26 protein-coding genes are annotated in these 25,950 nt (G+C 47.6%); 3 read left to right on the top strand and 23 right to left on the bottom strand.

Features of this window, described 5'->3' with window-relative positions:
- Nucleotides 1-6: 6 nt before the first annotated feature.
- On the top strand, nt 7-1,545 hold the full coding sequence (locus KNO78_RS03125) for an FAD-dependent monooxygenase (RefSeq protein ID WP_196430589.1): 1,539 nt from the start codon (nt 7-9) through the stop codon (nt 1,543-1,545).
- A 49-nt stretch (nt 1,546-1,594) separates the two neighbouring features.
- On the opposite strand, the gene KNO78_RS03120 is transcribed toward KNO78_RS03125, so the two are convergent.
- On the bottom strand, nt 1,595-1,846 hold the full coding sequence (locus KNO78_RS03120) for a hypothetical protein (RefSeq protein WP_074037156.1): 252 nt from the start codon (nt 1,844-1,846) through the stop codon (nt 1,595-1,597).
- 94 nt (nt 1,847-1,940) lie between these two features.
- On the opposite strand from KNO78_RS03120, the gene KNO78_RS03115 reads away from it, so the two are divergent.
- Nucleotides 1,941-2,228, top strand: a complete 288-nt coding sequence (locus tag KNO78_RS03115; protein WP_074037157.1) for a hypothetical protein — start codon at nt 1,941-1,943, stop codon at nt 2,226-2,228.
- 35 nt (nt 2,229-2,263) lie between these two features.
- Here the strand turns inward: KNO78_RS03115 and KNO78_RS03110 are convergent, their stop codons facing one another.
- The 8 genes from KNO78_RS03110 to recU all read right to left on the bottom strand — a co-directional run bounded on the left by KNO78_RS03110 (nt 2,264) and on the right by recU (nt 11,041).
- Nucleotides 2,264-2,839 (bottom strand): NERD domain-containing protein, encoded by a 576-nt coding sequence (locus KNO78_RS03110; protein ID WP_214691015.1) that lies wholly within the window; start codon nt 2,837-2,839, stop codon nt 2,264-2,266.
- Nucleotides 2,840-2,858: 19 nt separating this feature from the next.
- Nucleotides 2,859-3,155: a cell division regulator GpsB gene (gene gpsB, locus KNO78_RS03105; RefSeq protein WP_084543127.1), complete on the bottom strand. Its 297-nt coding sequence runs from the start codon at nt 3,153-3,155 to the stop codon at nt 2,859-2,861.
- A 4-nt stretch (nt 3,156-3,159) separates the two neighbouring features.
- Nucleotides 3,160-3,705: an SLOG family protein gene (locus KNO78_RS03100; RefSeq protein WP_214691016.1), complete on the bottom strand. Its 546-nt coding sequence runs from the start codon at nt 3,703-3,705 to the stop codon at nt 3,160-3,162.
- The gene (locus KNO78_RS03095) at nt 3,702-4,865 is read right to left on the bottom strand and encodes a ribonuclease H-like domain-containing protein (protein WP_214691017.1); all 1,164 of its coding nucleotides are present in this window, start codon (nt 4,863-4,865) and stop codon (nt 3,702-3,704) included. Before KNO78_RS03095 ends, KNO78_RS03100 begins: the two co-directional genes overlap by 4 nt.
- Nucleotides 4,862-7,111 carry a DEAD/DEAH box helicase gene (locus tag KNO78_RS03090; protein ID WP_214691018.1) on the bottom strand — a complete coding sequence of 750 codons (2,250 nt, stop codon included), beginning with the start codon at nt 7,109-7,111 and terminating at the stop codon, nt 4,862-4,864. The genes KNO78_RS03095 and KNO78_RS03090 overlap by 4 nt, the downstream gene beginning before the upstream one ends.
- Before the next feature lie 17 nt (nt 7,112-7,128).
- Nucleotides 7,129-7,689, bottom strand: a complete 561-nt coding sequence (locus tag KNO78_RS03085; protein WP_159562151.1) for a hypothetical protein — start codon at nt 7,687-7,689, stop codon at nt 7,129-7,131.
- 80 nt (nt 7,690-7,769) lie between these two features.
- Entirely contained in the window at nt 7,770-10,394 is a 2,625-nt protein-coding gene (locus KNO78_RS03080) for a transglycosylase domain-containing protein (protein WP_214691019.1), read from the bottom strand.
- Between the two features lie 20 nt (nt 10,395-10,414).
- Nucleotides 10,415-11,041, bottom strand: a complete 627-nt coding sequence (gene recU / locus KNO78_RS03075; RefSeq protein WP_015881499.1) for a Holliday junction resolvase RecU — start codon at nt 11,039-11,041, stop codon at nt 10,415-10,417.
- A gap of 356 nt (nt 11,042-11,397) precedes the next feature.
- Between recU and KNO78_RS03070 the strand changes: the two genes are divergently transcribed.
- Nucleotides 11,398-12,249 (top strand): DUF3800 domain-containing protein, encoded by an 852-nt coding sequence (locus KNO78_RS03070; RefSeq protein ID WP_035387865.1) that lies wholly within the window; start codon nt 11,398-11,400, stop codon nt 12,247-12,249.
- Nucleotides 12,250-12,286: 37 nt separating this feature from the next.
- Here KNO78_RS03070 and nth read toward each other — a convergent pair whose 3' ends face one another.
- From nth to bshB1, 14 genes are all read right to left on the bottom strand, one after another.
- On the bottom strand, nt 12,287-12,946 hold the full coding sequence (nth, locus tag KNO78_RS03065; protein WP_214691020.1) for an endonuclease III: 660 nt from the start codon (nt 12,944-12,946) through the stop codon (nt 12,287-12,289).
- Nucleotides 12,946-13,530, bottom strand: coding sequence for a DnaD domain-containing protein (locus KNO78_RS03060; RefSeq protein ID WP_214691021.1), 585 nt, complete (start codon nt 13,528-13,530; stop codon nt 12,946-12,948). The genes nth and KNO78_RS03060 overlap by 1 nt, the downstream gene beginning before the upstream one ends.
- 62 nt (nt 13,531-13,592) lie before the next feature.
- The gene (asnS, locus tag KNO78_RS03055) at nt 13,593-14,894 is read right to left on the bottom strand and encodes an asparagine--tRNA ligase (RefSeq protein WP_159562147.1); all 1,302 of its coding nucleotides are present in this window, start codon (nt 14,892-14,894) and stop codon (nt 13,593-13,595) included.
- Between the two features lie 20 nt (nt 14,895-14,914).
- A complete protein-coding gene (locus KNO78_RS03050) occupies nt 14,915-16,102 on the bottom strand; it encodes a pyridoxal phosphate-dependent aminotransferase (protein ID WP_214691022.1) in 1,188 nt (395 codons plus the stop codon).
- Between the two features lie 20 nt (nt 16,103-16,122).
- A complete protein-coding gene (locus KNO78_RS03045) occupies nt 16,123-16,608 on the bottom strand; it encodes a hypothetical protein (protein ID WP_214691023.1) in 486 nt (161 codons plus the stop codon).
- Nucleotides 16,605-16,790 carry a YpmA family protein gene (locus tag KNO78_RS03040; protein WP_159562144.1) on the bottom strand — a complete coding sequence of 62 codons (186 nt, stop codon included), beginning with the start codon at nt 16,788-16,790 and terminating at the stop codon, nt 16,605-16,607. Before KNO78_RS03040 ends, KNO78_RS03045 begins: the two co-directional genes overlap by 4 nt.
- 65 nt (nt 16,791-16,855) lie before the next feature.
- A complete protein-coding gene (gene dinG, locus KNO78_RS03035) occupies nt 16,856-19,666 on the bottom strand; it encodes an ATP-dependent DNA helicase DinG (RefSeq protein ID WP_214691024.1) in 2,811 nt (936 codons plus the stop codon).
- A gap of 106 nt (nt 19,667-19,772) precedes the next feature.
- Nucleotides 19,773-20,156, bottom strand: coding sequence for an aspartate 1-decarboxylase (gene panD, locus KNO78_RS03030; RefSeq protein ID WP_214691025.1), 384 nt, complete (start codon nt 20,154-20,156; stop codon nt 19,773-19,775).
- A gap of 5 nt (nt 20,157-20,161) precedes the next feature.
- A complete protein-coding gene (panC, locus tag KNO78_RS03025; protein ID WP_214691026.1) occupies nt 20,162-20,992 on the bottom strand; it encodes a pantoate--beta-alanine ligase in 831 nt (276 codons plus the stop codon).
- A complete protein-coding gene (panB, locus tag KNO78_RS03020) occupies nt 20,989-21,825 on the bottom strand; it encodes a 3-methyl-2-oxobutanoate hydroxymethyltransferase (RefSeq protein ID WP_196430578.1) in 837 nt (278 codons plus the stop codon). The genes panC and panB overlap by 4 nt, the downstream gene beginning before the upstream one ends.
- Nucleotides 21,826-22,050: 225 nt before the next feature.
- Nucleotides 22,051-23,013, bottom strand: coding sequence for a biotin--[acetyl-CoA-carboxylase] ligase (locus tag KNO78_RS03015; protein ID WP_074037172.1), 963 nt, complete (start codon nt 23,011-23,013; stop codon nt 22,051-22,053).
- The gene (locus KNO78_RS03010; RefSeq protein ID WP_074037173.1) at nt 22,986-24,125 is read right to left on the bottom strand and encodes a CCA tRNA nucleotidyltransferase; all 1,140 of its coding nucleotides are present in this window, start codon (nt 24,123-24,125) and stop codon (nt 22,986-22,988) included. Before KNO78_RS03010 ends, KNO78_RS03015 begins: the two co-directional genes overlap by 28 nt.
- The gene (gene bshA, locus KNO78_RS03005) at nt 24,122-25,243 is read right to left on the bottom strand and encodes an N-acetyl-alpha-D-glucosaminyl L-malate synthase BshA (protein ID WP_214691027.1); all 1,122 of its coding nucleotides are present in this window, start codon (nt 25,241-25,243) and stop codon (nt 24,122-24,124) included. The genes KNO78_RS03010 and bshA overlap by 4 nt, the downstream gene beginning before the upstream one ends.
- Nucleotides 25,240-25,923, bottom strand: a complete 684-nt coding sequence (bshB1, locus tag KNO78_RS03000) for a bacillithiol biosynthesis deacetylase BshB1 (protein ID WP_074037175.1) — start codon at nt 25,921-25,923, stop codon at nt 25,240-25,242. Before bshB1 ends, bshA begins: the two co-directional genes overlap by 4 nt.
- Between the last annotated feature and the right edge of the window lie 27 nt (nt 25,924-25,950).

Raw genomic sequence — 25,950 nt, 5'->3', positions numbered from 1 at the left:
ATCAGCGTGGACGAACAAGTAGATGTATTGATTGTCGGCGCCGGGCCAACCGGCCTGACGCTCGGACTCACTTTAGCTAGATATGGCGTATCTTTTCAAATCATTGATCGTAAGACGACCCCGTCGGATAATTCACGAGCTATCGGGATCCAGCCGCGGACCATCGAAGTGTTTTCTCGTTTGGATGTTGCACAAGAAGTGCTAGAACGTGCCCGAACAATTGAACGGGGGAATCTATATTTTTCGGGACAGTGGACAGCAAAACTTGAATTCTCCAAACTCGTGACCCCATATCCGTTCGTGACGTTATTACGTCAAAATGAAACCGAAGACATATTAGAACGTGCTCTACAAAAACATGGTCATGTTGTGAAGCGCGGTGAAACGTTGTCATCCATCACCCAGTACCCATCCCGTACCATCGCACATTTGACCGCTACAGACGGGCGAACTCGTGCTGTTGAAGCGAAATACGTTGTCGCCGCCGATGGAGCCAACAGTTCGGTTCGTCGGATGCTCGCCCTTCCGTTTAGTGGTAAATCGTTCAAAGAGGCTTGGGTGCTAGCCGATTTGAAGGCTGATTGGCCGATATCCCGTGAAGAGGTTCATATCTTTTTCTCGGATCGTGGAGTGCTCGAAGTCTTCCCGCTCACGGATGAAACGATTCGCATCACAGGAAACTTGAGAACGGATGAATCATTCCAAGAATCGGACCTTCAAGAATTGGTGGAACAACGCAGTCATATGCCGGTCCATATTCGCGACGTTGAATGGTTCTCCTTATTCCGCGTGCATAATCGCATGGTCGATACGTTCATTCACAACCGCATCATTCTCATGGGGGATGCGGCACATATTAACTCCCCGGTCGGTGGACAAGGGATGAACACTGGGATTGCAGATGCCTTCAACTTAGGTTGGAAACTATGGTTGCATCTCAAAACTGGCGCTCCCCATCACGTTGTGTCCACTTATCGGGACGAGCGGGAGCACGTAGCCCGTAACGTGCTACAGACGACGAATATCGCTACGGAGATGTTACAGACGACACTTCCGATGCTCTTACCGTTCCAAGCAATCGGTGCCGATGTCTTCACACGTGTCAATCTCATCAACCAAAAAATCACCGAACGGATCTCTCAACTTCATTTGTCGTATCCGAATGCGCTACGATTACCGTTTCGTCGCGTCGCGGAAGGAAAAATTTTTCCGGAGACAGAGATTTTGCGAACGGATGACGGATTTCGGACTAAAATATCGGAAATCGCGGACGGACGGTTTCAAGTGCTTGTATTTGACGATGGGAAACGTGATTTGTCATCCATCTATGACTATTTGAACGAGAACCAACCGTTCATTCAAACCATCACCTTATCTAAGACGAGTCGCCCGTTCTTTGATCAAGGGAACGAACTTGCCAAATCTCTCTTTATGAAACGTGGCATACTAGTCATTCGCCCAGACGGTTATTTGTTGCATAAGCAACATCACGTTCGCCTAAAGCCGTTACAGGACAAGTTAGCTGTCTGGCTGCCTTCCTCTTAAACGTGTATAAATGGAGAGCCCCACCGAAATGGTGAAGCTCTCCATGTCATTACTCTTCAACGTTTACATACAAAATCCCTGGTTTCGAGAGCGTCAAATCATAAAACGCTTCAAACGCCTCGATGTCCTCTAGTTTTCGAAAATCGATTTGATCTGTCTCTTCATTTGGAATGGCCACGATGATACCTTCCTCTGTCGATTTGATCATGCCCGTTTGTCCGTTATGAATTCGAATATAGAGTACTTGCTGATTTTCTAGTAGTGAGATTGCCTCTCGTCTCGATTGAATCGGTTTTTTCATTTCATCCCTCTTTTCCATTTCAGTATACCGTTCGCTCCATATTGCTTTCAACTCGCCACACCATTAAACTTGTGTAAAGAAGGGGTTGAAGGCATTGGAAACATTATTGATCATCGCACTCGCCATTTTGTTTGTCATCTTGGTCACGATTCGAACAATTCGCAACTTGAAGTGGGTTCGTTTCGGTGAAGCATTCGGGAAACAAGGTGAAGAACTCTTAGGTGATTATCATTACTTGACCGAGCGGGGCATCACCTGTCGTGTGGAACAAGGACTTCCGACCGGCAAGTTATTAAAACCGCTCGCAAAAAATTTGGACGATCGCGTTGCACTGTTCGTACACCGAGATGATGCAGCAAAAGCAAGAGAACTTTTAAAATAAGAAGAAGGCCGAATGATTGGTATTCGGCCTTCTTCTTATTTATGTACTTGTCGCTCAGAACAATAATAGGCGATTTGTTTGACGAGCGGCTCTGTCAACGTCTCAAGGTTCGTTTTACTAATCACCTGATCCACCAGAGCGAATGAATCTCCACAATTCGCCTTAATTCGTTCTAACTTCAATCGTTCCGTTTCCGGGAAGATTAAAAACGAATAGACGGGAATTGCTTGATTACATTCTTTTTTTAATCGTGACCGCACTTGTTTGGTCATCCGTTCTAATTCCGTGACAGGATGAGGATAAACCTGTTTCCACCCCATCGAGGTCTCGGTTCGACATTCCCGGTTCGTCATATGGACGGAGGCTGGAGTTCGATTTAATTGAATCAAGAAGACGCCTTTAGGTCCGACGAGCACGTAATGAACGAGATCATCCCCTAATTTGACTTGTTCAATCATCATCCAATCAAATCGGCATGTTTGTCTGATGTTTTCGACGAGACGATCTGTATAGCAGGTTGGTGCTTTCATCACTTCTTCTTTCACACGAAACAGCTTTTTTGTCTGTTGTTTGACTGGTTGTTTCTCCGTGGCCGTTAACACTTGTAACATAGACTCCACCCCCTATTCATTATTCGCTTGGACCGACTTGCTTTCCAAAGACCGCTTTTTCGAGATTTGAGATACGGCGTAACATGTCATAATTTGACGCAACCGGTTGTGCTGGTTTAACTGGTTCCGACGCAGGCGCAGGTTCCCGTCGCAACGAGTCGTTTTCTTTTTGAAGACGCTCGATTTCTTTCGCCATTTTTTCATAATCGCGAATGACGACATCTAAAAATTGATCGACTTCTTCTTGTGAATAACCACGTAACGCCGTCTTGAATTCTTGTTTATAAATCGCTTCTGCTGTTAATTCCGTTTGCATCATATCACTCCCATTGTTGTTCCCATTGTTTTTCTTCTTCAATGACTCGTAAATCTTCTTGTGTGATTAGGAAAACTTCCATGTTCGGCTTCCGCCGAGCCCCATCGACTAAAAAGCGGGGACTTCCTTCCGTTTCTTCGTCATACAAGGTGATCAATCCTTCTGCTTTATCTAAAAAGAATGCCGTTTTTGCGCGTAGTTGACTCGGGTCTTCGTATGGACGCTGTGTCAGCGGTTCAAAAAAGTCTGCCTCGAGTTGCAGTTGCACAAATAGTTCTTGTTCGAATGGTTTATAGCGCTCGTCCATATTTAAGAATGGAGGAAACACGGCAATTTTAATCGGATAGGTTTCTCTTAACTCTAACAATACTTGTCCAGCCCACAATTCACAACCATTCGTTCCACTTAATATGAACCATTCAGCACCTAATTCGATGACTTCAAGTATCTTTTTCCGATAAGCTTCTTGAATGATTTCAATTCCTGGATGATCCGCTTTGAAAATGCCGAGTTCATGAGGACGATATCCTGTGACGGCTACTACTTTCATGTTTGCTTCCTTTCTAGGCGAGCTCGTCGATGCTCCAATTCAATTTTCTCACGGTCGATAGTTTGACGTAGCACTGTTCGCTTTTGTTCGAGTAGCTTCATGGCTCGCTCCGTGTAATCAATCGCCAAAGCGATGTCTTTTTGTTTATGCTCTGCATACTTGGCGAGTTCGACATACCCTTCAATCGTATGAAGCGACTCAAATAGCGGAATGGCCTCCTCGAATCGTCCAGCTCGTTTTAATATCATCGCTTGCCGCATGATGGAACGCTTCGATGGACTCGAGAGTTGCTCAAACTCCCTCAGCGCTTGATCTTGTTCGCCAAGGTCATGTAACCAGTGAGCACGTTCCTCTCCAAAATCAGTTACCGGGGTCGTAACGAGTTGACTGAGACGTGTATACAAAGAGACAAGGCTTAAACAGTCCGCATGATGGTGTTCGAGGACCGGGAGCAATATTTCAGGATTCCGCTCTTTGACATATTGAAAATAGTGCATCGGCGCCAAGAATCCAGGAAGGTCGTCCGTTCGTTCATGACCGAAGTATGCTTCGACTGCTTTTAATGATACCGATTCAAGCCTCGGTTTTAACAATCGTCTTGCAGCGTGAAGTAAATCGACATGACCCACTGAAGGTAATTGTTTCACCCTGGATTTGACGAATGTATGTCTCGTCTTGATTTGGGGCCAATCAAATGATTTCCCGTTATAGGTAACGAAACGAACCTCATCTCCGATATCCTGCAAGAAATGATAGTAAAAGGCGGTTTCAAACGCCGGATGAGGTAACACGTATTGAATCATTTCAAGGTGTCCTTCTTGAATCCTAGCAAATCCAATCAAAAAGATTGATGTTCCTGAACCGCGTAACCCGGTCGTTTCCGTATCCATGAACAGGACTTGGTCGGGCTCTAAGTCGACGACGAAAAACGGGTGCTCGGTTTGACGCATCATCTTTCTTGCTTCTCCAAACTTGAAGTCGTGATACACCTCGTCGAGCGGATATGTCTTTCGAATCCGGACACACCATTCCCCCTCAAACGTTAAAATCTCGCCCCCATGATCCTTCCACTTTTGTTGCTCCACTTCGTCAGGGCTCGTGACCTTAGCTTTTGGGCCAGGTTCGTTCGTTTTGATTAATCTAGATAGTTTAGCTTTCATATCGTTCCTTTCAATGCTTGCAACTGACGGATGACTTGCTGTTTGAAATCACCGTATCCAATCATGCCGACACAACGGGGGCATCCGCTCTCACATGGACAGTCGGATACCGTCCGTTCTGCCGCTTCAAGCACCATGTCTGCATCTTTATAGAGTGCCTCACTGAGACCGATGCCTCCTGGATACCGGTCGTACAAATAAACGGTCGGCTTACTCGTATGCGTCGACTTCATCTGAATCGTAGTGAATAAATCGAGCGTGTCACACATGAGATAAAGTGGCGCAAGTCGCCTCATCAAATCGCTGACCGCTTCAAGTTGATCTTCGAGGTCCGCCTCCGAATAGGCGAATCGCTCATCTAACGTGAACCATGTAGCTGTCGTATGCAACTCTCGCTCCGGTAGATGAATCGGACCCGACCCTATGTTCTCATGCGTCCCGAATTTTATTTTCTTGAACAAGGTGGCCATCGCGATGACCGATACCTCACCAAACGTCTTCGCTCCGTCTGACTTGTTCTCTTCGAGTACTTTCAGTTCAACTGCTAAATTCGCATCCGTATAGTAGTCAACGTCAACCCGGCGGACATATGCTTTCTTCTCCTCAAAATCGAGTTTTTCGACTTGGTACTGTTCGGCTCCATGCAAATAAATCGCTTCATCATGTAACAACGTCATGGCACTGAACGTGTCCATTTCACCGATAACTTGATGCTTCGCCGTCTGATCGACGATGACGACATTCTCTTGATCACTCGTCCGAAGCGAGATGTCATGGGCCGGGAACGAATCCGTCATCCAATAGTACCTATCGGCCCGTTCGTGTAAGACGTGAGCATCCGTCAAAAACTCTAATATATCTTCCGTGTCGACTGTTCCGAACCGCTCTCCCTTTTGAAACGGCAACTCAAAAGCGGCACATTTGATGTGGTCTACTAGAATAATCAAGTTATTCGGGTCAAGACGTGCCGCTTCCGGTGAGCGATTTAAAATCATGTCCGGCTGTTCGACGACGAGTTGGTCGAGTGATGACGAGGATGCGACAAATACAACGAGTGACTCTGAATGCCGACGACCGGCGCGCCCAGCCTGTTGCCATAACGAAGCGACTGTCCCTGGATATCCATTTAAGACGCATGCTTGAAGTTGACCGATATCGACACCGAGCTCTAACGCGTTTGTCGAAACGACCGCTTTGATTTCCCCGTTCCGCAACCGTCGTTCGATTTCTCGGCGTTCAGATGGAAGATAGCCGCCACGGTAACCGACAATAGACTTTGGTCCGAGCTCCCGCCGTGTTAGTTCCTGCAAATAGGTCAATAGCACCTCGACACGTACGCGCGACCGCGCAAATACAATCGTTTGTATGTTCGCTTCCACGAGCCTCGAGGCGATTCGTTTCGTCTCGAGCGTTGCGCTACGACGAATTCCGAGTGCTTCATTGACGACAGGCGGATTATAGAAGACAAGGTGTTTCTTGCCTTGAGGTGCCCCGTTTCGATCGATTAATACGACTTCTTCTTCCGTCAATAGCTCGGCAAGTTCAAGCGGATTCGCGATGGTCGCCGATGTCATGATCCATTTTGGGTGACTACCATAATAGGCGCAGATTCGTTTTAAACGTCGAAACACGTTCGCCACGTGACTGCCAAACACGCCGCGATACGTATGGAGTTCGTCGACGACGATGTATTCTAAGTTCTCAAATAGACGAATCCATTTCGTATGATGAGGTAAGATGCCGGAATGTAACATATCGGGATTCGTGATAACGATATTGCCCGCATCGCGAACTTTCGTTCGTGCCGCAGGTGATGTGTCGCCATCATAAGTGAAGCATCGCAAATTCCCTTCAAGGGCTTCGATCATCTCCATCAAGTCACTGTTTTGATCTTGCGCGAGTGCTTTTGTCGGGTAAAGATAAAGCGCACGTGCTGTAGGTTTTTCAATCATCTTGGATAGGACGGGTAAGTTATAACACAGTGTTTTTCCTGATGCCGTAGGTGTTACGATGACCGTCGAATGGCCAGCCGCCGTTTGTTTCACAGCCTCGGCTTGATGCGTATACAGCTGTTCAATTCCACGATTCTTAAGTACATTCACCAATTGTTCAGGCACCTGCTCTGGAATTGGGGCATATTGGGCCGGACGTGCATCGACCGTGTGCCAATGACGTACGTGGTTTGAAAAACCAGGATCATCTCTTAATTCTTTTATGATTTCTTCGACAGAGCGAGATTTTCGCATCTAGTCACCTTCTTTCATTACGCATTCGAAGGTGCAAGGTCCGCTACGACTTGTCGGATTTGATGAATCCGTTCATCTCGTACCACTCTCGATACAGCGGGCATCTGAAAGATGGCCATGTCTTTAAATGTAGCAGCGACATGCTCATTTTCTTCTTCGAGACGGAAGAGCGCATCTGAAAACAGACGTTGCGTCGACCGTCCGAACAAGACGATGGTATGTAGTTTCGTACATTTCGAATGAACCGCTAAAAGATGTTTGACGTAGCGTTGCACCGTTTTATAATAATCTTCGTTTGTTGAGATGAGTTGACGGTTGCCACGAAGAAGTTCTGGATAATAGGATTCTTCGCCCGTGAACATGGTCTCGACTCCGATTCGTTTCAAGTAAGCATGTCCGATTGCTTCGGCGACGGTTTGGTCCTGGATGAGACGCCCAAACGGTATGGACTCTTTTAAGAGCACATGTGAAAGCTTTAACCCGAGATGTCCACCGAGAGGCACGCCGAAATCATCGTCTTGCAGTCGATCCATGACAAGTAATACTTTCATCTTGCGTTTTAAAGAGAGTTGAACCATGTGTCACCATCCTGTTCCCTTTCTTTTCATTATAACAAAGTCAAACGAAAAACAGGGCGCACAATGTCGCCCTGCTCTCCTTAGTTATTCCCATTGTTTGAATTATTGTTTCCACGATTCGTGTCTGACGATTCACCATTGGATTGTCCCTCTAACGGAGTTCCTGAATCATCTCCGTCAGTTGGTTCGTCTGTACCTTCGCCAGAACCTTCATCCGTAGCCGGTTCATCAGGAGTTTGTTCGTCGGTGGTATCTTCGCCGTTTCCGTCTCCGTTACCATTCCCGTTTCCGTTATCATTCCCGTTCCCGTTATTTTCGTCTGATGGTTCATCTTCGGAATTCCCCTCATCAGTAGGGTTTTCCTCTTCTTCCGTCGGTTCCTCTTTCGGTTCAATCGAATAGCTCGCTTGTGCCGGTGCCGATTGCTGTTCTCCCGTCAACGGGTTCGACGCATTTGCGACAATAGTAAACGTTGTGTCTCCTTCGGCCAAGTTTGCAATATTCACACTCGTCTCCCCGGTCGTTCCGACGACTTGCTCACTTCCATCGGCTGACTTTTGTGTCACCGTGAACGTGATATCCGTATAACCATCGGCTTGTGCACCATCGAAATCGTATGACCATGAGACAGAACCGGTTTGACCTTCTTCATCGTAGTTAACACTTGCCCCAGTCGGAGCAACCAACTTCTCAGGTTGAAGATCTTTTGGTTTTGTTCCTTTTACATAAAGCTCATTGCCAAGTGACAAGACTGAGTCTGGACGCTGGAATCGATCCGGTTGTCCCGTCGCATTCGTCACTTGTTGCATCATATATTCGAAATAGTATTGGGCATAGTCTGGATCGAACGAAGCGACTGTCGAATCTTTCGTTTTTCCTGTCCATACTGAGATCGAGTAATCCGTAGAATAACCAGTAAACCATTTATCTTTCGGATTTGTAGAGTTAGGCTCGTTCGTCGTACCCGTTTTACCTGCTACGTCCCATGGGAATGCGCCAGGTACATAAGTTCCACCTTCAGCACTCACAACATCACGAAGCATGTCTGTCAACATATACGCTGTATAATCTTCCATCGCTTGCTTGGCTTTAATCGGTGAATTAATACTTGAACCATCATTGAATTCAATTTTTTGAATCAAGTGCGGTTTTGTATACATCCCATTCGCACCAAGTGTTGCATAAGCTGCAGCCATCTGTGTCGTGCTCGCTTCTGCCGTACCTAAAGCATTAGATTCGTTGAGTTCATCGCCAGAATATGAAGGTTCGATACCTACATTTTTAACGAACGATTCGATTGCTTCTTGTCCATACTCATCCCGCACTTCTTGGAAAGCACGAACTGCTGGCGTGTTCGCTGAAATTTTCAAGTATTGGCGCATCGTATTTGGTCCACGGAAACCTGAATAATAGTTATTCGGACTATATGTGCCATCTAATTTAGCGTCAAGCAACACTTTACCTGTCGACCACTGCCCATTTTCAATTCCAGGACCATAATCGAAAAATGGTTTAGCTGTCGATCCGATTTGATACTTCTCATTTGAGTAGTCACGATATGTGGTATCACCTTGCTTCGCCTGTTGACTGTCTACGATAGCGACAATTTCACCGGTCTTTGTATTCAAGACGGTTGCACCCATTCGTAAATCTTCAGGGAAACTACTTGTTTGTAAATTAACATTATTCGATTTAATATCACTGTTGATTTTTGTGTGTAACTCTTTGTTGATTGACGTATAAACTTTCAAACCAGTCCCGTAAATATCTGACTGTTCAAGACCATAGTCCTCTTCTAACTCATTCAATACACGAGAGTAAATCGCACGTGTGAACGCTTCTTCTTCCGTCTCTTCACCTGGTGAGATGACGTCAGCAATGGCAACATCGAGTGCCTCATTGTATTGTTCCTCAGAAATATGTCCGTCACGTTTCATTGCAGACAAGACTTGCTCTTGACGGTAGCGAGTCAACTCCTGATCACCGTTGATTGGATCGTAGGCACTTGGACGTTGCGGGAGACCTGCGAGAATCGCGGCCTCTTGATAATTGACCTCAGAGACCGGCTTATTGAAGTAACGTTTCGATGCGGTTTGCACACCGTATCCGCCACTACCGTAATAGTTTTTGTTCAAGTACATCTCTAAAATCTGTTCTTTCGTATACTCACGCTCGAGTTTGAGTGCGAGCCATTGTTCTTGAAGCTTACGCTTCAACTTCTTATCTGTCGAAAGGAACGACTGCTTGACCAATTGTTGAGTGATGGTCGATCCACCTTCTGCACCGAAACCCTCTGTCAAGTTGGCAACGACGGCTCCGCCGATTCGACGTAAGTCAATCCCGTTATGCTCATAGAAACGACGGTCTTCAATGGACACGACCGCTTGTTGCATCACTTCAGAGATGTCGTCGATGGAGACATACTCTCGAATCTGACCCGCCCCTTCGAGCGGTTCTCCTTCAGCCGAAAGCAACTGAATCGGATACGTATCGACAAGTTTATCTTCATCTAGTTCTGGTGCCGTCGCAATGGCATATACCGTATATGCGCCGAATGCGATTACCGCAGCAATAAATAACATGAAACCTAATAAAAAGATGCGTTTCCACATCGGTTTCTTACTTTTCGTCTTTGGTTGTTTCCCAGTTTTTTTGCGTTTATTCGTCGTCGAATCTTGTCGACGTGCGACCCTACTTCGCTCCATTCATGGTTCACTCCTTCTATTCAATCGAGCCATTGATCGAGCACCGTCAAATAATCAATCGACGGCAAGGCTCTCGTCGGAACTTCAATCGCTTCCTTTTCGATAAAGCTGAGCGGAATCGATTTGCGCCCCGTTAACCGTTGTTCCCACCACTGAACAAGTTGCTCGGTGGTCAATACATATTGCGTATTATAGCGACTAAAGCGGATGATGACAAAACAAATCCCTCCATGACGTTCACACTCACGCATGTGGGCGATTTGGTGGTCATGAAAATTGCCGAGCGGAAACGATGTCTTATTATTCGTTTCTTTCGCTTCAAAGTCAATGTACCTACCACGATAAACACCGTTGTAATCGGTCGTAGATGCCTGTTTGAAATAGGCTTCCGTTACTTTGGCGGCACTTCGCTTCGGATAGTCGACTTTGACGATTTGGAGAGGGGTTGGTTTTTTGTGGATGACGGCTCGTTGATGAATCCGATAAAACTCATTCGTTTCATTTAACAGCGTCTCCAAGTTCATTCCGCGATTCGCATAGGTTTGAGAATTCGATGATTGCTTCGAAATTCCTTCCCCCTTTGTTGTCTTTGTCACGTTTGCCTTTTTACCGTTTGGATAATGGAACAATGTCGTCACCCCATACATACATATTAACAGGTCGGTCCACTCGTTCCTTCCGTCTCAGGTCTGATTGTCGACTTCTGTCGGTCGACACTTGTGTGGAAATACCGCAACACATATCGTACCAAACTCCCGTATGTTAAACTAGTATGTAAGCGATTGTGTATCCAAATTGAAAAGCTCTCGTTATGTATGATTCGATTGCTTTTCTATGATAATAGCACTTCTACTGTTTATCCAAGATGACACACCGATAAACCTCATTGATGTCATTCTAAAAAAAATGTGCAATATCTGTGCAATAGATTGACCAAATTATCATTTGGAAATAAAATAGGGTGCTTAAAGACGCTACTGTTAAGCCGTTTTGGAGGGATTGGATGGAAAGTGGAAAGAAGTATGTCATGTTCGTCGACGAAACAGGCACACCGAAGGGAAATACGCAATTTAACTTGACTGGCGTGCTGATGGAATATAAGTATTCAATCGATGCAGACGAGACTGGATTACCGTGTGAATTGAAACGACGTCTTCAGGCGTTCAAACGAGATGTGTTCAAAACGGAGCATATCCCACTTCATTTGAAAGAAATTTTAAAAGCGGAACATCCTTACGGAAAAGAAGATGGGATCACGATTGATATGTTGCGCGACTTTTGGGATAAACTCCCTGAATTTTTGCGAGGAATCGACTGTACAATCGTCAGTGTCGAGGTCGATAAACAAAAGCTTCATGACTTTTATTCGACACCAAAAGATCCGTATGTCGTCGCATTCGCTCACCTGATGAAGTCATTCTATGCGTTTTTAGAAGAAACAGAGGCAGTAAGCGCCCGTGTCGTCCTGGAATCCCGAGACGATTATCAGAACTTACTGATTCAAAAAGCATTCTTTGATATTTTCAACTCAGGTACCGTTCATTTAGACGTCGAAAAGAGCCGTCAAAAAATTAAAGGCTTCATCTTCTCTGAGAAGCAGAACACGATGTATCAATCTGGCTTAGAAATCGCTGACCTCGTCTGTCTGCCACTTTCTCGCGTTCGTCGTGGCGTGATTGAAGTGAAACCACGGTTCGTCCATTATGGGGACGAGAACCGAATCTTTAAAGCCATTAAGGACAAAATTTACATCCGTAAAGAAAGTCCGGACCAAGATTTCCGAAACTGGGGCTTCAAAAAAGTGCCAATCACGAAAAAACGTCGCGAATGGAGCGACCACCCTTGGAATCATTAACCAAAAACGCATCGACACCTTTCGTGTCGATGCGTTTTTATTTGGTAACTTCCTGTGACTTCATTCGTTTCTTTCCTTCTCGGCACATATGCAACAGTGGGCATGTCTCACAGCCTGGGCGTTGTGCCTTGCAATGATATCGTCCGAAGAAGATGAATTGATGATGAAGTTGTGACCATTCCTCGCGTGGAAACTTTTTCATTAATGTATCCTCGACTTGTCGAACATTGTCTTTCCAGCGACAAATACCGAGACGCTTGGAAACTCGTTCCACATGTGTGTCAACCGCAAACGCCGGTTCATGGAATGCAACAGAAAGGACGACGTTTGCTGTTTTACGACCGACTCCGGGGAGCGCCTCTAACGATGCTCGGTCAGAAGGGACAATCCCCCCATGCTCGTTCACAATTTTTTCTGAGAGTGCTTTTACATTCTTCGCTTTGTTACGGTACAGACCAATCCGTTTAATCAATGCCTCAATCTCAGACACGTCAGCCGCAGCCATCGCCTCGACAGTCGGAAACGCTTCAAACAATCCTGGTGTCACCTTGTTGACGAGCGCATCCGTCGCTTGTGCGGAGAGCGCGACCGCGACGACCAATTCAAAGGGATTTTGATGCGTCAACTCGCAATGAGCGTCTGGGAACATCTGCTTCATCGTATCTGACACTTCCTGTAATTGTGCTCGCGTCAACATCACTTATTCCTCCGTTGATATTCCACGACATCCTCGAGCGATTCGACATGATGGTCTTGCCAAACGCGCAGGATTTTGTCCATGTATTTGAAGTTTCGCACGTTTCGAAGTTTCGCTTCACGAAGTGCGGCCATGATGAGTTCTTCGCTGAAGCCATCTTCCGTCATCCAGCCGACAATTTGTTCAATCTCGAACGGGGTGATCGTTCCAAATTCCCTCTCAAACGTATGAATGATATTCTCATTCAGTGTCTGCTGTGACGCAACTTTCTCTTCCCCTTGTAACGCTTCGAAAAGTGGCAATAGGCTATATCGCTCGCCATCACTTGAAGCGTCAATCGCGATCAACTCTTTTTGCAACAGACCAAGTAGCACTGAGCGCGCCTCATTCTCTGAAACATTCAATCGTTTCCCTAGCTCACTCGGGAGCGGCATGACGATGCCTTCTCCAGTCATTTCTAGAAGATGGACGATCAGACTGAACTCGACGGGTGACAAATCGAGGCGTCTCGCATCGGTGAACAGCTTTCGTGGAATGACGACCGGACTTTGCTCGAATAATTGAATCAATTGATGTGCATCCATGTCGCACTTCCTTTCTAAGACACATTAATCGGGGAGGACATGGTGTCTTCCCCGATTAATCGTTAAGGGTGAATTCGGTTTAAAAGACGTGGGAACGGAATCGCTTCACGGATGTGCTCGATTCCACTGATCCATGCGACCGTACGCTCGAGACCAAGTCCGAAACCAGAGTGTGGGACCGAACCGTATTGACGAAGTTCAAGGTACCAATCATACGCATCCGTTTCGTCGAGACCTTCCTTGATGATCTCTTCTTTTAGACGATCGTAGTCGTCCTCACGTTGAGATCCCCCGATGATTTCACCATATCCTTCTGGTGCAATCAAGTCCGCACACAGAACAAGTTCTGGATTCTCAGGGTCTACTTTCATGTAGAACGGTTTGATTTCTTTTGGCCAATGCGTGATGAATACCGGCTGATCATGTGCGTTGGCAATCGCCGTCTCGTGCGGTGCACCGAAATCATCACCGTATTCGATGTCGTCGAATCCTTCTGCCTTCAAGAACTTGATGGCATCTTCGTAACGAACACGAGGGAACGGCGCTTGTACTTGTGCCAATTTCTCAAGGTCACGTCCAAGCAGTTCCAGTTCATTTTTACAGTTCGCAAGTGCTGCCTGTGCAATGTATGAGACGTATTGCTCTTGAATCTCAAGGTTCATGTCATGATCGACGAATGCCATCTCCGGCTCAATCATCCAGAACTCAATCAAGTGGCGACGTGTTTTTGATTTCTCCGCACGGAACGTTGGACCGAACGAGAATACTTTTCCGAGGGCCATCGCCGCTGCTTCCATATACAATTGACCCGTCTGAGAAAGGTAGGCTGATTGACCGAAATAATCTGTTTCGAACAATTCTGTCGTCCCTTCCGGAGCACTGCTCGTAAGGATTGGCGGATCGATTTTGACAAATCCTTCTTTGTTGAAGAATTCATATGTCGCACGAATGATTTCGTTACGAACTTTCATAATCGCGTGTTGGCGACGTGAACGGAGCCATAAGTGACGGTTGTCCATCAAGAATTCCGTTCCGTGTTCTTTCGGTGTGATTGGATAATCAATCGATTCCGCAATCACTTCTAAATCTGTCACTTCCAATTCAAATCCGAGTGGTGTACGTCCGCCATCAGATTTGACATTCCCTGTGACCCAAACCGAAGTTTCTTGAGTAATCCCTTTGGCTAACGTAAATAACTCTTCCGCCACGTCAGCTTTTACAACGACTGCTTGAGCAAAACCGCTTCCATCACGTAATTGAAGGAAAGCAATCTTACCACTTGAACGTTTATTGGCAATCCAGGCCCCTACACGGACCGATTGGCCTTCATAATCTTTAAATTGGTTAATCGAAATAGTTGTCATATTCTTTTCCATCCTTTCGCTTATCGAGCGCGCTTCGTAACGAAGTCTTCTACTCGATCGAGCGCTTCTAATACGCGTTTTAATTCAGTTGCATAGGATAATCGTACGTAATCGTCTTGTCCGAAACCCGAACCAGGCACAAGTGCCACGTTTGCTTCTTCAAGAACAGCTTCACACCAAGCATCAACGGTGTCATAGCCACTCTCTGAGGCCGCGACCTTCGCATTGGCATATAAGTAAAATGCACCTTGTGGCTTCAAACAAGTGATGCCAGGGATTTTGACGAGACGGTCGTAGACGATTTCAAGTCGATCCTCGAACGATTGACGCATCATTTCCACATCTTCTTGCGGTCCATTGTACGCTTCTACCGCAGCCGCTTGTGCGACAGATGTCGGGTTTGATGTCGAGTGTGAGGCCAAGTTCGTCATCGCGCCGATGATTTTTGCATCACCAACGGCATATCCGATTCGCCAACCTGTCATCGCGTGAGATTTCGATACCCCATTGATGATGATTGTCCGCTCACGCATATTCGGAAGGGTCGCAATCGATACGAACGACGCATCACCGTAAATCAATTTTTCATAAATTTCATCGCTAACGACGAGAAGATTATGGCGAAGAACGACATCGGCGAGTGCCTGTAGCTCCTCTTTCGTATAAATCATTCCCGTCGGATTAGATGGGCTGTTCAAAATGACGGCCTTTGTACGAGCTGTAATCGCATTCTCGAGTTGCGTTGGCGTCAATTTAAATGACGTCTCTTCATTCGTGTCGACCAAGACAGGTTCTCCGTCTGCCAATTTGATTTGTTCCGGGTAACTGACCCAGTATGGGGCTGGGACAATCACTTCGTCCCCTTCATCTAAAATAGCTTGGAACAGAGCGTATAGGGCATGTTTCGCACCTGAAGCAACCATCACCTCGTTGCGTTCGAACGACAATCCACTATCGCGTTTCGTCTTTTCAATGATGGCATCCTTCAACGCGACTGTCCCGCCAGATGGCGTGTATTTTGTGTCTCCATCTCGAGCGGCTTGACAAGCAGCGTCGATGATTCGTTCTGGTGTGTTGAAATCAGGTTCACCCGCGCCGAGACCAATGACATCTTTGCCTGAAGCTCTCAGTGCCTTCGCCTTAGCTGTAATCGCCAAAGTAGTCGATGGTGTGAGTTGTTTTACACGTTTCGCTAATAGATGTTCCATCATAATCCCCCTCTAATTCATTACATTTGATCGGTCAATTGGACCCGTCGAATAAATTCTCCGGTCTGAAGCGTATAGTACGAATACGTATAAGACGCATCCGCTTTCGTGACCACTTCGATGAGTGCCCGTTCGTCAAAACCAACCTTACAGCTGACCAGTTGTCCGCCTGTCTCCTCAACCGACTTCGAACAGACGTCAGTAGCGTCCACTTCACCGATTTCTCGTTGCTCGATCTCCAGCTTTTTATCCAATGGGACAAACCAAATGGAATTCCCGTCTACTTCTGGGAAGACGACATATGCCTCTGTCCCATTGAACAGTTCTCCCTGACCCACTCTCGCGTCTGGAGATTCTTCAGTCAATCGTGCCATCGCCGTTTCGACGAGCTTTTCTTTTTGATTCTCTGTATGACCGATGGTGAATCGATACATCACGCTAAAGACAAGGACGACACCAATCAGTGCCGCCAGTAATGAGACGATCCATTTTGCTTTTCTGGTCATTCTGTACGATAGATGGTGAAGACCATCTCTTCCTTCTTCGGATCGTTCACTTTCTTCTCAAGTGACAAACCGAACATTAAATCCTGACCCTTTAAGGTCCGATTCAATAAGTCGACAATTTTGTAAACGTCCGCAGTCGGTTCGATGCGCACGCTCGCCAGCGTCTCAATATTCGAGTTCATATTGACTCCTCCTCCAAAAACACTATACGTATCATTATAAAACGATAATATCGTGATGCCTAGCGTTATCTGTCATTTCGTGCCACAGACTTTTCCTTCTCGTCTAAGAACAATTCCAACTCGGATAACGCTGTTTCAAGCGTTCCTTCAATCCGGTCAACTTTAGGCAAGCTGTTGATGAACTGTTTGCCGTAACGTGTCGTCTCCACACGTCGGTCGAACACGAAGACGGCACCATAATCTCCTTTCGATCGAATCAATCGACCGACACCTTGTTTGAAGCGAATAACCGCTTGGGGCAGGGATAACTCAAAGAATGGTGACTTACCCGTCGCTTCAATTTTCTCAGAACGTGCTTGCATGATCGGCTGATCGGGCGGTGCGAAGGGAAGTCTTACAATGACAAGGCATGTCAACGCCTCCCCTGGAATATCGACACCTTCCCAAAAGCTTGCTGTCCCAAAGAGAATCGACTGTTCCATCCGTTTGAACTGTTTCGTCAAGCGGCTACGCGAGCCGCCGCTCACACCCTGTGCGAGAAGTGTATAAGACGGGTCAAGATGGTCTTTGACTTGTTCGTAAGTGAGTCGAAGCAATTCGTTCGATGTGAACAAGACGAGCATCCTCCCTTTCGTCACGTTCGCAATTTGGACAATCGACTGGGCCGTCTGGTCGACGAACTGAGGAAGCGGCACTTCATTGATCAATGGGAAGTCCGACGGTACAAACAGTTTGGCCTGGTCTTTGAAGTTGAATGGTGACGGTAAGACGACTCTTCGGACCGGTTCTCCTTCTAATCCAAGGCGTCGTTCCATAAAGCTGAACTTCCCTGAGACCGTCATCGTCGCCGATGTTAAAATCGTTGGTCGCTTCTTAAACAGACGTTCGTGTAACAACGGTCCGATTTCGACGGGCTGCGTGTATACCGAGGTCAATTTCCGATTCCCTAAATTCAGTTCGACCCAGCTGACCGCATCATCGTCGCGCGTCAACATCGTCTCATAGATGACACTCTCGAGTTCGCGCACGTCTCCAATCAACGTTTTTAAGTCACCAAGAAGTGCGCGTTGTTTGAATGTCATATGTTCTTTACGTTCATCGAGCAGTCGATGGAGATGTCGGAGTGACGTCCGCAACGTTCGCAGTTTGTCCTCGAGTCGATTGGCCACTTCTCGAATTGGTCTAAACGTTGCACCTTCCCGCTCGAAACGAACCGTTTGTCGAGGTTCTTTTTTCTTACCTAACGATTGAAGGGACGTCAGAAGGTCTTCGAGTTCTTCCTCGACCCTTGCAAGAGCCGAATCAATTTGTTGACTGAATGCCTCCGCTTCTTCGGTTACGGATGTCAAATCGGCTAGCTGAATGATGCGAGAATGGAATTTGCCATCTGCTCCGTAGCCGAACCATTTGAAGAGGCGGTCAAATTGAATCGCATCAAATGTCACACCGAAATGATGAGAGGCCACTTCCTCGACTTGATGAGCCTCGTCTAATACGAGAGGTGTGTCCGTCGGTAAAATGCCTGCCTGATGCTGTAAATCCGAGAACAGTAAAGCATGATTGGTCACAATCAGGTCCGCTTCTTTCGAGCGCAACACGGCTTTCGTGAAAAAGTCACGGCTATACCATGGGTCGAATCGACCAAAATCATTAGAAGCATCTGCTTGAATCAAACGCTTGAATGAAGCAGGACCTTGTGTCGCAGATCCCGGGAATGAGAGTTCCTCTAAATCTCCGGTCTCGGTTTCTGTGAGCCAGACGAGTACCATCGCTTTACACATCGATGCCAAAAGACCGTCATTTGATTCGTCGAGCACCATCTCGAACTTACGCAAATCGATATAATTGCGTCTCCCTTTCAACAACGTGAATTCGATCTCAGGAAAAATCTGACGAAGAACAGGTAAGTCTCGATTTAACAACTGTTCTTGCAATTGAATGGTATGCGTACTAATGACGACCGGGCGTTTCGTCTCGAGGGCATGGTGTGCACTCGGAATCAAGTACGCAAGCGTCTTACCCGTTCCCGTACCCGCCTCGACTAATAATGTTTCCTCATCGTCTAACGCTTTATAGACGTGACGCATCATTTCGAATTGACTCTGTCTCGGTTCAAACTGCTCAAACAGTGAAGGGAGTGTCTCTTCGATCGTCCGCAAAAGGAACGGCTCGAACGGTTCACGTTCTGTCGTCGGGACGAAGGCATCCACCGGTCGCCTTAACGCAATTTTGCGGTGGATATCAAAACGTGTTTCGTCGTCTGGACGAATCCCGACCTCAAGGATCATCTCATCGAGTAACGGTTCGATATGACTCGTCCATGACTCAGATAACTCTCGAAGTCGTTTCAGCGTCACCATCGGTAAATTGCGTAAACGGTCGAGCATCCGAATGAAGAGCTCTGCCGTCGCCTCTGCGTCACTGAGTGCCCGATGTGCGTCTGTATGTACGAGGTCAAACGTATCCGATAGCGCTTCTAACGCATGGCTCTCTAAAGTCGGATACAAGATACGAGCCAATTCGACAGTATCAATGGCTCTCCCTTGAAACGCAAGATAACCCGCTTGTTCAAGACTCTCATTTAAAAAAGTTAAATCAAATGCGACGTTATGTGCGACAAACACCCGTCCATCTAGCATTTTCCAAATGTCGGGAATCACATCTTCAAATGTAGGTGCGTCACTTACATCTTCGTCACTAATCGTTGTCAATTGCGTAATAAAAGGTGGGATTGGTCGACTCGGTCGAATCAAGGTGCTGTAGCGCTCTATCACTTCACCCTCTTGTACGACGACCGCCGCAAACTCAATCAATTCATCTCCGGACTTAACGGAATGACCCGTAGTCTCTAAATCCACAATCACATACGTGTCCATAACATCCATCCCATCTTTGGCACGCTCGTGCTTTCTGTCTGTCTCATCTTACCATAGAACGAATAACGAAAAAACGGGGATGCCTCTGCCGACATCCCCGAATTCTTTACAAAATTGTATGAGCAATCTCTTCGTAAAGAAGTTGATCGATCTCATTTTGTTCGTTCAACACAGCTACTTTCGGACGATGCGTTTTTGCCTCTTCCGCTGTCATTTGACCGTAAGCCATGATGATGACAACATCACCGACCTGGAAATGACGTGCTGCCGCTCCGTTCAAACAAATCACGCCTGAACCGCGTTCCCCTTTGATGACATACGTTTCGATGCGAGCACCATTATGGTTGTTCGTAATGTGTACATGTTCATTCTCCATGATACCGACCGCATCCATCAAATCCTCATCGATTGTAATTGAACCGACGTAGTGTAAGTTTGCTTCTGTCACTGTTGCTTTATGAAGCTTTGCGTGCATAAATGTACGAATCATTGGATTCATCCCTTCTTCCAAATCACATTATCAATCAATCGGGCCCGTTCAAACTGAATGGCCACCGCTAACAAGAGTTCGGTCGAGTCGCTCGAGACGGCACCGAGCGTCGGGTAATCGACAAGCTCGACGTAATCGATTTGACTGTTCGGAATCTCGTTCAAACGTTCAGTCAGCTGTCGTTTTACTTCATCAACTTGTTGACCTGTATCGAGTGCCTCTCGCGCCATCGTCAATGCGCTGAAAATCCGACTCGCCTCTACCGTTTCGACATCTGACAAATAGACGTTTCGAGAAGATTTGGCTAGTCCTGTCTCCTCACGAATAATCGGGCAGCGTCGAATCTCGACTGGAACGAAATAATCTCGGACGTATCCTTCGATGAGTGCCACTTGTTGAGCATCCTTCAGACCGAAATAAGCGCGTGTCGGTTGAACAAGGTTAAATAATTTTGAAACGATTGTCAACACACCATCAAAATGACCGGGACGACTCGCCCCACATAATACGTCCGCCCCGTGACGGACGGTCACACGCGCCATGTCAAGTGGATACATCGTCTCCGTCGTCGGATAGAACAAGACATCGACTCCCGCATCACGTGCCAACTTCTCATCCCGTTCAAAGTCGCGGGGGTAACGGTCGAGGTCTTCATTCGGTCCGAACTGTGTCGGATTGACAAAAATACTCATGACAACGACGTCATTTTCCCGTCGCGCGTTTTCAACGAGGCTCATATGTCCTTCATGCAAATATCCCATCGTCGGCACGAAGCCAATCGTTTGATTCGTTGGTAAGGCAATACGTAATTCTTCGACGGTCGATACAATCTTCATCCTTTTCCTCCATACAATGAGTCGAGTAACGACTCATCCATTGTGAACGTATGACGTTCTAACGGGAAGTGACCGTTCTTCGTCTCTTCGACATAAGAACGGATAGCATCCGTCGCCACTTCATTCACGTCTGCATACGCTTGGACAAATTTAGGGAGACGGTCCACCCCATATTTCAATACGTCATGATAGACGAGCACTTGGCCGTCGACATCTGCACCTGCACCGATTCCGATGACAGGAATCGTCAATTCTTCTGCGATCCGTTTTGCCAATTGGTGAGGGACACACTCAAGGACGAGCATCTTCGCGCCAGCACGTTCCGCAGCCAAGCTATCTTGAAGGAGTGTCTCGGCAGCCTCTAGGGACTTCCCTTGTACTTTATATCCTTCTAGGACGCCAACCGATTGAGGGGTCAACCCTAGATGGGCGACACATGGCATGCCGACTTGTGTCAAGCGGTCAATCGTATGAAGCACGTCACCGGCCCCTTCTAGTTTGATGGCATCCGCACGGCCTTCTTGGAATAAACGCGATGCTGCCTGTAACGTCCGATCGAAGTCTCCGTGATATGACGCAAACGGCATATCTACCACAACGAACGTATTTTGTGCTCCGCGGCGTACCGCTTTCGAATGATGGAGCATGTCCTCCATCGTCACCGGAATCGTCGAATCATAACCAAGTACGACCATCCCAAGTGAATCACCTACTAATATCAAATCGACACCGGCCGATTCGGCAAGTTTGGCTGACGGATAATCATATGCCGTCAACATGACGAGCTTTTCTTGCTCGTTCATTTTTTTTAACAATGTAGTCATCGTGTGCATCTGTTTCTCCTCCTTAACGTGGAGACAGGAAAGAATAAACGCCCTCTTACACAGATGGCAAGAAGGCGCACGAAAAACAAATTCATGGTTTTCATGAGTTAGTGTCCTTCTGTCCCTGTCATAATGATCAAGGCAGACAACTGAATGTGACAGTCTGCAAGCGCGGTACACTTCAAGAATTGATAGCGTCCGACACATTAAGTATAGTCGATGGTCTCGCTTTCATCAATCATTCCACACTGCAATCTCAGCAGAATAGACCGGTTCGACCGTTCCATCCACTTCGAGTAGCAGTGCCCCTTCCTCCGAGATGCCTCGCATGACACCTGTTCGCGATGTCCGGGACACACTCAAGGTGATCGACTCATTTAAATAGGCGGCATGTTTCATCCAGTTCAAGCGAACCGGTGCAAATCCTACGTCAAGGAATCGGTCGTATTCGGTCTCGAGTTCTGCCAATAGTTCTGCCAATAACTCACTGCGATGATACCTCGTCCCGGTCTCTAAATAAAGGGAGGTCGCCCGGTGCGCCAACTCAGTCGGAATGTCATCGCCGTTGACATTCATTCCGAACCCTAAAATGACGGCTTGAATGCGGTCCCCTTCCGTTTGCATTTCCGTCAAAATGCCTCCGATTTTCTTGCCATTTAACAGTAAATCGTTAGGCCATTTGATTGTCACGTCAAGGTCCCGCGCATTCAACGCTTTCGCAAACGCACTTGCCGCCATCAAGGTCAGCTTTGATGCGTCGCGAATGGGTAATTCCGGTCTTAAAATCACACTTGCCGCGATATTGACGTGCTTCGGATTGTGCCAGTTACGACCGAGTTGTCCGCGACCGGCCGTCTGTTCCTCGCTCATGACGAGCGTCCCCTCTGGCACGTGTTGTTGCGCCAGCTCATGGGCGATTCGTTGTGTCGTGTCGATTTGGTCAAACGCATGGACGATTTGACCGAACCGTCCCTTCCGATATGACGCAAACGCTGGTTCATCGAATCGGTCACTTTGCTCAAGCAATTGGTATCCTTTTCTTGGGATCGTATGAATCGCATAACCGTCTTGCTTAAGCGTTTCGATATGTTTCCAAATAGCGGTACGTGAAATATTTAATTGACGGGCCAATTCTTGGCCACTCCATACTTCACCATCTTGTAATAGCGTCAGAACACGCCCGCGCGTTGAAGCCATCGTTTCGCCTCCTCTTTCAATACTGTCTCATGGTTCGGTAACTCGTTTAAGATGACGCGTCGTTCGAGGTCGTCTAACAGATGCTTGATCGCTTCCCCTCGTGCCCCGAGCGCTAAGGCGTCCCGGCCGTCAAATTTCAACTCTTTTCGTGACGTCATCGGGAGCGACTGTTTCAGTTCACGGCTACGGTCTTTCTCCCCGTTCATCCGGAAATAAGTGGAGAGCGTCTGTTCATCCGTCGAATAAATCGTCATCCGGTCAAGTCCCGTCTCACAGAGCAGTGCAAGCGTACGCGCCTCCCGTTTGATCGCGTTCGACCGTTTCCATGGCGATAGCCAGCTGTCATCCTGTGCATGATAGAGAAAGAGTGCCCATCCGCTGACCGCGTTCACAGGTATCCGAGCGTCCTCTTGGACACGCTGCATCAGTTCGGTCGTCACGTTCGGTAAATAGCGATGAATGCCGAGCTCGACCATTTCACCTAGCGCTTTCTTGTAAGCAGGTCCCGTCAACAGTTTCTCAAATTCGATCGCGATACGCTCCATCGCAATTTGTTCGAGCTTATGACCGAGCCCGCTCGCTGCTTCCCGCAACTCGTCATGTAAGGTGAAGTCGAGTTGTGACATGAAGCGAAGCGCACGCATGATGCGTAGCGCGTCCTCTCCAAACCGTTCAAACGGACTGCCGACTGTTCGGATGATTCGTTCTTCTAGATCATGTTGACCATCGAATAAATCGACCACTCGTCCATCATGGAACGCCATCGCGTTCATCGTGAAGTCCCTTCGTAATAAATCCTCTTCAAGCGATACCCCGAGTGCGACATGGTCCGGTCGTCTCGAATCCGAATACGATCCTTCCGAACGGAACGTCGTCACTTCGAACGGATGGTGGTCAATAATGACCGTGACAGTCCCATGTTCGATACCGGTCGGAACCGACTTCGGGAACAACGCCATCACCTCTTCCGGGAAGAGGGACGTCGCCAAATCGATATCATCGGGCAGACTCCCGAGCACATAATCCCGAACAGCACCACCGACGATATACGCCTCGCCACCATGCTGTTCGATCGTGTCAATGATTTGTTTTGCGTATTCCCATTCCGTCATGATGTCACCACCTGTTCATACAAGCGTTCATATTCGGTCACGATATCTTGTGAGGCGAAGCGCCGAGATTTCACCAATCCGTTTTGTCGGAACCGTTCTCGAAGCTCACGATCGGTCAAGAGCCGCTCCATCGCAGAGGCGGCCTGGCTCGCATCCCCTTTAGGAACGACGAAACCATCCTCACCGTCCGTGATCACTTCTGGCAGCCCACCCGCATCGCTCACGACAGAGGGCACACCCGTCGCCATCGCCTCGAGCGCCACGAGACCGAACGCCTCCTTGTCTGATAACAGGACGTGAACGTCGCTGATTGCAAGAAGTGCGGCGACTTGTTCTTGTTTCCCGGCAAAGATGACCTGCTCTTCAAGCCCCATCTCCGTCACGAGTCGACGCATCGCACCCATGAGCGGACCATCTCCGACGAGCAATAGTTTCTTATTCGTCACATTCATCTGATCGAACGCCTCCAGGACGAGGTCGACGCGTTTGACAGGACGGAAGTTTGAAATGTGGATGGCGACCCGGTCCTCATCCGACAAGCCGTACCGTTCCCTTAATGTCGGGTCGAATTGAGGCGTATACACCGATTCATCGATGAAGTTATGGATGACTTGGATCGGCAAATCACTGGCAATCCGCTCTTCTGTCTCCCGTTTCAAACTATGAGAGACCGCCGTGATCGCGTTCGATTGACGCAGCCCGTATAGAATGGCCGGTTTCAGTTCCTCGTCCTCACCGAGTACGGTGATATCGGTACCATGTAACGTCGACACGATCGGGGTCTTCACACCCGCCATCTCACGACCAAGCGCAGCACAAACGGCATGCGGTACGGCATAGTGTGCATGGATGACATCGAGACCGAACGATTGGATGACACTCGCAATCTTCGCTGACAATGTCATATCATACGGCGGATAACGAAAGACCGAATATTGATTGATTTCGACTTGATGAAACGTAATATTTGGGTGATAGGCGTTCAAACGAAACGGCATGCTGCTCGTGATAAAATGCACATCATGCCCACGGTCCGCAAGCTTCATCCCGAGCTCTGTCGCTAAAATCCCAGAGCCTCCGACAGATGGATAACAAAGAATCCCAATCCGATACGTCATGCGAGTTCACCTGCCTGTTTTACGACATATGGTCGAACACGCTTCAACCCTTCCGCATAGGCGACTCCAATCAAGCTCCCAAAATGGCGTTCACGGGCGATGACCCGTTCCACATATGCATCGGTAAGCGGTGTCTTCACTCCATCGACCGGAGTGAACTGACTCGCGTAGCATTGAAGCGCCCGTGTCTTCACTTCGATCGTGTCACTAATATCCACGCACACATCCGGTTCGACGTGAGCATTGATCATATATTGGTACACACTTTCAGGACGATATGCCTCGAGTTCGGGTAAGTACTTTCGGATCCCGGCATTAAACAGCGCCTCTGTCACGAGATGGGCGCAGGCTGCATGGTCAGGATGACGGTCGACCTCATATGGATAGAGCAAGTGGGTTGGGCGCTCACGGCGAATCAAGGAGACGATTGCCTCGAGCTGCTCTTCTCCCCCGTCAATCCCCCGGTCTTTAAATCCTAGATTGATTCGGCGGACACTAAGCACGTCATCAGCCGCACTTGCCTCCTGTCGTCTAGTTTCTACATCACCATTTGAAGAAAGTTCCGCTCTCGTCAAATCGACGTATACGACCTCAGTCTTCTCTTTCGTCCATTGGGCGGTCATGCCGGCGATCCCGATTTCGATATCGTCCGGATGTGCCCCGATGGCTACTACTTTCATCTACATCACCTCTTCTTTGAAAAGTAT

The sequence above is a fragment of the Exiguobacterium sp. s132 genome, from assembly GCF_018617235.1.
Classification (GTDB): Bacteria; Bacillota; Bacilli; order Exiguobacteriales; family Exiguobacteriaceae; genus Exiguobacterium; species Exiguobacterium profundum.
Note: the sequence above shows the minus strand (reverse complement) of the source record. Positions and strands in the feature narration are given on the sequence as shown.